This window comes from Streptomyces acidicola (assembly GCF_009377235.1).
Lineage (GTDB): Bacteria > Actinomycetota > Actinomycetes > Streptomycetales > Streptomycetaceae > Streptomyces > Streptomyces acidicola.
On record NZ_VMNX01000383.1, the window covers coordinates 1 to 6,044 of the forward strand.

Consider the following 6,044-nt stretch of genomic DNA (forward strand, 5'->3'; position numbering starts at 1 on the left):
CCCCTGGGATCACGTGATCCAGCAGCCGCGCCCCGTACACCGCCACCCGATCGGGCACCGCCTCACCCCGCGCCTCAGCGAAACGCGCCAACGCCGCATCATCCGTGAACACCAGCAACCAGCGGATACCCCCGCGCCCATCCCCGCCACCCCTGTCGACCCTCACACGCTCATCGCACAAACGGTCGACCGCCTTATCCAGTTGGGCCTCCGGGGGCACGACAGATCTCGGCCCGCTGGGCGCTGAATGACCAGATCTCAGACCCGGGCTTCTCGGCTCACGCCGTCGGCAACCCGTAGGCGTCCGCGATCAGTTCGTACGAGCGCAGGCGCAGGTCCGGGCTGTGGGCGTGGGAGGTGATCATCAACTCGTCCGCTCCCGTGCGCTTCTGGAGGTCGTCGAGGCCGACGCGGACCTCCTCCACCGTGCCGTGGATGACGTTGGAGTTCCAGCTCGCGATGAACTCCCGCTCCATCGGGCTGAACTCGTACGCCTCCGCCTCCTCCGGGGTGGGCACCAGGCCCGGGCGGCCGGTGCGCAGGCGGACCATGTTCAGCGCGGCGGCCATGATCTGACGGCGGGCCTCCCTCTCGTCCTCGGCGGCGAGGGCGGAGACGCCGATGAGGGCGTAGGGCTCGTCCAGGACGGCGGAGGGCCGGAAGGACTCTCGGTACAGGTCGAGGGCCGGGATCGTGTTCTGCGCGGAGAAGTGGTGCGCGAAGGCGAAGGGCAGGCCGAGGGTGGCGGCGAGGCGGGCGCTGAAGCCGGAGGAACCGAGGAGCCAGACGGGCGGGCGGTGCGGGGACTGTACGCCGCCGGGGGACGTCCCCTGGACGGGGCCCGGGACGGCGTGGATACGGCTGTAGGGGTGGCCGTCGGGAAAGTCGTCGTCCAGGAAGCGGGTGAGCTCCGCGAGCTGCTCGGGGAAGTCGTCGGCGCCTTCGTGGAGGCGCTCGGTGCGGCGGAGGGCGGCTGCCGTGGCACCGTCCGTGCCCGGGGCGCGGCCGAGGCCCAGGTCGATACGGCCCGGGGCCATCGCCTCCAGCGTGCCGAACTGCTCCGCGATGACCAGGGGGGCGTGGTTGGGGAGCATCACGCCGCCCGAGCCGAGGCGGATGCGGGTGGTGTGGGCGGCGAGGTGGGCGAGGATCACGGCGGGGGAGCTCGATGCCACGCCCGGCATGGAGTGGTGCTCGGCGACCCAGTAGCGGTGGTAGCCGCGGGACTCCGCGAGGCGGGACAGCTCGACGCCGGCGCGGAGGGCGTCGGTGGCGGTGCGGCCTGCGCCGACGGTGACCAGGTCCAGGACGGAGAGGGGGACGGGGGCGGTGCCCTGTGCCGCGCCTCGGATCTCGTCTGCCGTCACGATGTGCCTCCTGTGGTTGTGCCGTGCGCTGTCCGCGCGGGTTAACAGGAGGCGGTCTCCGGTTATTCCCGGGCGCCCAGATCACTCCTGGGGCAGTGACGAGACGGTGAAGCCCTCACCGCCGTACACGGACTCGTAGTGAATGTCGATCACCAGGCGTCGGCCGACGATGTCCCAGAACCGTTCCAGTCGGTCCGGGTCGTCGGAGTCGAAACGGACGAGAAAAGTCTGCTCCCCATTGAGGACCACGGCCCCCTTCCGCAGCGAATACGTCGAGGGCCAGTCCGTGGGCGAGAAGATACGGTCCTTGACCGTGCGGTCCCACTTGCCGACGACCACGCCGTCCAGCCGCACCTCGGTGTCCGTGACGACGGCGGGGCCGAGCCCGGCGTTGATCACCTGGAGCCCGACCCTTCGGTTTCTTCGCTCATGTATGCGCCGTATCTGCAGGATGGGCCGGACCGACTGCCGGTTGTGCAGGCGGGTGGCGTTGCTCTGTGTGTGACTGACCCATAGCGAGCCGAGCGCGATGACCGTCGCCGCGACAGCGATGACCGTTTCCGCCTGCATGTGACTCCCCCCGAAGAGATCCTGACCACAGCGGCGGTTCTCCCCAGCTCACACCTGCACAATCGGTTCCTTCGTGAACAGCGTTCCCAGTCGTGGGGCGTTCACCCGGCGGTCGGTCAGGCGCAGGGCCTCCCAGACGGTGACCTGGTTGGCGGTGAGGACCGGCTTGGAGACGGCGGATTCGAGGGCCTGGAGGTGGGATGCCGTATGGAGGGCGGTGTCCGGGAGGAGGACCAGCTCCGCCTCGGGGTGGTCGCCCGCGCGGGCCAGCGCCAGGACCTCGTCCACTCCCCACGTACCGACCTCCGCCGCCGTGATGATGCCGGAGGACCGGACCGACACCACCTCCGCACCGGCGTCCTTCAGGAAGGCCGCGAAGAGTTCCGCAACGTCCTCCGGGTACGTCGCCGCGACCGCCACCTGCCGCCCCCCGAGCTCCCGTACCGCGTGCGCGAAGGCGAAGGAGGTCGAGGACGCGGGCATGCCCGCCGTGCGCGCCAGGGCCCGGACCTGCTCCTGGGCGCCCTCCCAGCCGTACACGAAGCTCCCGGACGTGCACGCCCAGACGACGGCCTCGGCGCCGGACAGACGCAGTTCCTGCACGCCGGCCGCCAGGCGCTCCGGCGAACCCATCTCCCGGAGCGCGTCCTCACGGTGCGCGTCCTCGCCGATGTCCGTGTGGACCAGGGGAAGGCGGATGTCGCTGCCGAGGAGCTGTTCGATGCGCGGGTAGTCGTCCTCGGCGGAGTGGCCCGGGTAGAGGAAACCGAGTGCGGTCATGTCCAGCCTTCCTGCTGCTCTTCTTCGGGCAGTACGGGACTCCGGCGCGCCGACTCGTCCAGCAGCGCCTGATAGGGGCCCACGGCTCGGGTACCCAGATGGCGCAGCGCCGCCCACATCGTCACCTGGTTGGCCGAGATCACCGGCATGCGCAGCTCCGCTTCCAGTTGCGGAATGACGTCGTAGGTCGGGAGATTCGTGCAGCTGATGAAGAGGGCGTCCGCCGGGGCGCGGACCGCCCTGCGGGCCATGTCGACCACGTCCCGGTACGGGACCTTCCAGATGTGCCTGGTCAGGCCCATGAACGCACGGCCGGTGACCGTGATGCCCGCCTCGGCCAGATACTCCTCCAGCGCCAGGGTCACCGAGACGGTGTAGGGCGTGACGAGTGCGAGACGGCGTACGCCCAGCTCGTTCAGGGCGTCCAGAAGCGCACCGGACGTGGTGACCGAGGGCACGGCTCCCGCCCTCGTCATGGCCTCGCACATCGCGCGCTCGCCCGCGACACCGCCGACGAAACTGCCGGAGGTGCAGGCGTACGCGACGACCTCGGGCGCGATCGCGTTGAGCGTACGAACCGCGTCACCGAGTGTCTCGTGCTCGCTGACCAGCCGCGCCAGGTCGAGGCTGACCTCCACCGGCACGTACGGGGTCCGCGTGAGATGCAGCGAGATCTCGTCGGGCATCCACCGCCACAGCTCGCGGTCGAGCGCGAAATCGAAGGGTGCCACGACACCGACACCGCGCTGCGAGCGCGGACCGCCGAGAAAAGAGACGTCCATGGCAGGCACCGCCTTCACGAAGAGGGACGAAGGGGCAACGGTCTGAGTCCGCAACCGTGTTGACGAAGGTAGATTCGGGTGCGAGCGTGGTCAATCCGCGCATCTCAGACGGCCCGATCCCCACTTCACCACCCGCGAGCCCTACCGGAAAACGCCAGGAAAACGCCAGGAAAACGCCCGAACCTCCTTCAGAGAAGCTGACGCGCGTTGCGAAACGGTTTCCCCAAGATGTCCAAGAAAATCCTCCTTGTCCTGAATACTGATCCGCCGCCCCGCCTCGGGCGGCTCACCGGGCGGACCCGGATCCTGCACACGGACGCGTCCTCGCTGGCCGAGCACCTGCCGCACGCCGACGTCCTGCTCGTCTGGGACTTCACCTCGCGTGCCGTGCGCGACGCCTGGCCGGGCGAGGGGCCGAGGCCGCGCTGGGTGCACACGGCGAGCGCGGGCGTGGACCACCTCATGTGCCCGGAGCTCGCCGCCTCGGACACCCTGGTGACCAACGCGCGCGGCGTCTTCGACCAGCCGATCGCCGAGTACGTCGCCGCGCTCGTCCTGAGCTGGGCGAAGGACCTGCCGCAGACCGGGGAACTCCAGCGCGCCCACGAGTGGCGGCACCGGGAGACGCAGCGGGTGGCGGGGACGCGGGCCGTCGTCGTCGGGTCGGGGCCCATCGGCCAGGCGATCGTCGGCACGCTCGGGGCCCTCGGCATCACCGCGGCCCTGGTCGGGCGCACCCCGCGCTCCGGCATCCACGGCCCGGACGACCTGGACCGGCTGCTGTCCCGCGCCGACTGGGTGATCGCGGCCGCCCCGCTGACGGAGACCACGTACGGCATGTTCGACGCCCGCCGGTTCGGGATCATGCAGCCCTCGGCACGGTTCATCAACGTCGGGCGTGGGCCGCTCGTGGTGGAGGACGCGCTGGTGGAGGCCCTGTCGCGGCAGTGGATCGCGGGTGCGGCGCTGGACGTCTTCGACCGCGAGCCCCTGCCGCCGGACGACCCGCTGTGGGACGTGCCGGGCCTGGTCGTCTCGCCCCACATGAGCGGGGACACGGTGGGCTGGCGGGACGAGCTGGGGGCGCAGTTCGTCGAGTTGTACGAGCTGTGGGAGGCGGGAAAGCCCCTGCCGAACGTGGTCGACAAGAAGCGTGGGTACGTACCTGGACACTGAGCTGCCGAGTTCTCTGGAGGGCGGGCGGATGACCGAACTCACCGAACTGACCGCGGTACAACTCCTCGACGGCTACCGCAAGGGCGATTTCAGCCCCGTGGAAGCAACCCGAACAACACTGGAACGGGCGAATCGCATCCAGCCGGCTGTGAACGCCTTCGTACGCCTGAACGAGGACGACGCGCTCACCCGCGCGCGGGAGTCCGAGGAACGCTGGCGGCGCGGAGAGCCCGCCGGGCTGCTCGACGGGGTGCCGGTGACGGTGAAGGACATCCTGTTGCTGCGCGGCGGACCCACGCTCAAGGGCTCCAGGGCGATCTCCGAGAAGGGCAGGTGGGACGAGGACGCGCCGTCCGTGGCCCGGCTGCGCGAGCACGGCGCGGTGTTCCTCGGCAAGACGACGACCCCGGAGTTCGGCTGGAAGGGCGTCACGGACTCACCGCTGTCCGGGGTGACGCGGAACCCGTACGACGTGTCGCGCACGGCGGGTGGTTCGAGCGGGGGCGCGGCGGCCGCCGTGGCGCTCGGGGCCGGGCCGCTGGCGCTCGGCACGGACGGCGGTGGCAGCGTGCGCATCCCGGCCTCCTTCTGCGGGACGTTCGGGCTGAAGCCGACGTACGGGCGTGTGCCGCTCTATCCCGCGAGCGCCTTCGGCACCCTCGCGCACGTGGGTCCGCTGAGCCGGGACGCCGCCGACGCCGCGCTGCTGATGGATGTGATCAGCGGGCCGGACGCGCGGGACTGGTCCGCGCTCGGACCGGTGACCGGGTCGTTCACGGGTGCCCTGCGGGGCGGGGTGCACGGGCTGCGGGTCGCGTACTCGCCCTCGCTCGGCGGACAGGTGGCCGTACGACCCGGGGTCGCGGCGGTGGTGCGGCGGGCCGTGGAGGGGCTGGCCGGGCTGGGGGCGTACGTCTCGGAGACGGACCCCGACCTGACGGAGCCCCTGGACGCCTTCCACGTGCTGTGGTTCAGCGGGGCGGCGCGGGTCACCCAGCACTTCGGGCCGCACCAGCGGGAGGTGCTGGATCCGGGGCTGCGGGAGATCTGCGCGCTCGGGGCACGGTTCAGTGCGCTGGACTATCTGGCCGCGGTGGATGTGCGGATGGAGTTGGGGCGGCGGATGGGGGGCTTCCATGAGTCGTACGACGTGTTGGTGACGCCGACGCTGCCGATCACGGCGTTCGAGGCGGGGGCCGAGGTTCCCAAGGGGTCGGGGCATCGGCGGTGGACCGGGTGGACCCCGTTCACGTACCCCTTCAACATGACGCAGCAGCCGGCGGCGAGTGTGCCCGTGGGGGTGGACGGGGACGGGCTGCCGGTGGGGTTGCAGGTGGTGGCGGCTCGGCATCGGGACGATGTTGTGTTG

Annotated in this window: 6 protein-coding genes; 2 read left to right on the top strand and 4 right to left on the bottom strand. The window is 70.8% G+C overall.

The genetic code is table 11. From position 1 onward, the window contains the following. Positions 1-278: 278 nt before the first annotated feature. The 4 genes from FPZ41_RS44240 to FPZ41_RS44255 all read right to left on the bottom strand — a co-directional run bounded on the left by FPZ41_RS44240 (position 279) and on the right by FPZ41_RS44255 (position 3,499). On the bottom strand, positions 279-1,367 hold the full coding sequence (locus FPZ41_RS44240; protein ID WP_322621520.1) for an LLM class flavin-dependent oxidoreductase: 1,089 nt from the start codon (positions 1,365-1,367) through the stop codon (positions 279-281). Positions 1,368-1,448: 81 nt separating this feature from the next. Beyond that, positions 1,449-1,937 (bottom strand): hypothetical protein, encoded by a 489-nt coding sequence (locus tag FPZ41_RS44245; protein WP_152870297.1) that lies wholly within the window; start codon positions 1,935-1,937, stop codon positions 1,449-1,451. A 48-nt stretch (positions 1,938-1,985) separates the two neighbouring features. Beyond that, positions 1,986-2,717, bottom strand: a complete 732-nt coding sequence (locus FPZ41_RS44250) for a maleate cis-trans isomerase family protein (RefSeq protein ID WP_152870299.1) — start codon at positions 2,715-2,717, stop codon at positions 1,986-1,988. Next, a complete protein-coding gene (locus tag FPZ41_RS44255) occupies positions 2,714-3,499 on the bottom strand; it encodes a maleate cis-trans isomerase family protein (RefSeq protein ID WP_152870301.1) in 786 nt (261 codons plus the stop codon). The genes FPZ41_RS44250 and FPZ41_RS44255 overlap by 4 nt, the downstream gene beginning before the upstream one ends. Before the next feature lie 228 nt (positions 3,500-3,727). Here FPZ41_RS44255 and FPZ41_RS44260 point away from each other — a divergent pair, with 228 nt between their 5' ends. Then, the gene (locus FPZ41_RS44260; protein ID WP_152870303.1) at positions 3,728-4,675 is read left to right on the top strand and encodes a D-2-hydroxyacid dehydrogenase; all 948 of its coding nucleotides are present in this window, start codon (positions 3,728-3,730) and stop codon (positions 4,673-4,675) included. 28 nt (positions 4,676-4,703) lie between these two features. Then, positions 4,704-6,044, top strand: a 1,341-nt coding sequence (locus FPZ41_RS44265) for an amidase (RefSeq protein ID WP_152870305.1), incomplete at its 3' end; no start/stop codon positions are given.

What these genes read in the sequence shown, in the direction of transcription:
- FPZ41_RS44245 (WP_152870297.1), bottom strand. Translation starts at nt 1,937, where the DNA reads ATGCAGGCGGAAACGGTCATCGCTGTCGCGGCGACGGTCATCGCGCTC.
- FPZ41_RS44250 (WP_152870299.1), bottom strand. Translation starts at nt 2,717, where the DNA reads ATGACCGCACTCGGTTTCCTCTACCCGGGCCACTCCGCCGAGGACGAC.
- FPZ41_RS44255 (WP_152870301.1), bottom strand. Translation starts at nt 3,499, where the DNA reads ATGGACGTCTCTTTTCTCGGCGGTCCGCGCTCGCAGCGCGGTGTCGGT.
- FPZ41_RS44260 (WP_152870303.1), top strand. Translation starts at nt 3,728, where the DNA reads ATGTCCAAGAAAATCCTCCTTGTCCTGAATACTGATCCGCCGCCCCGC.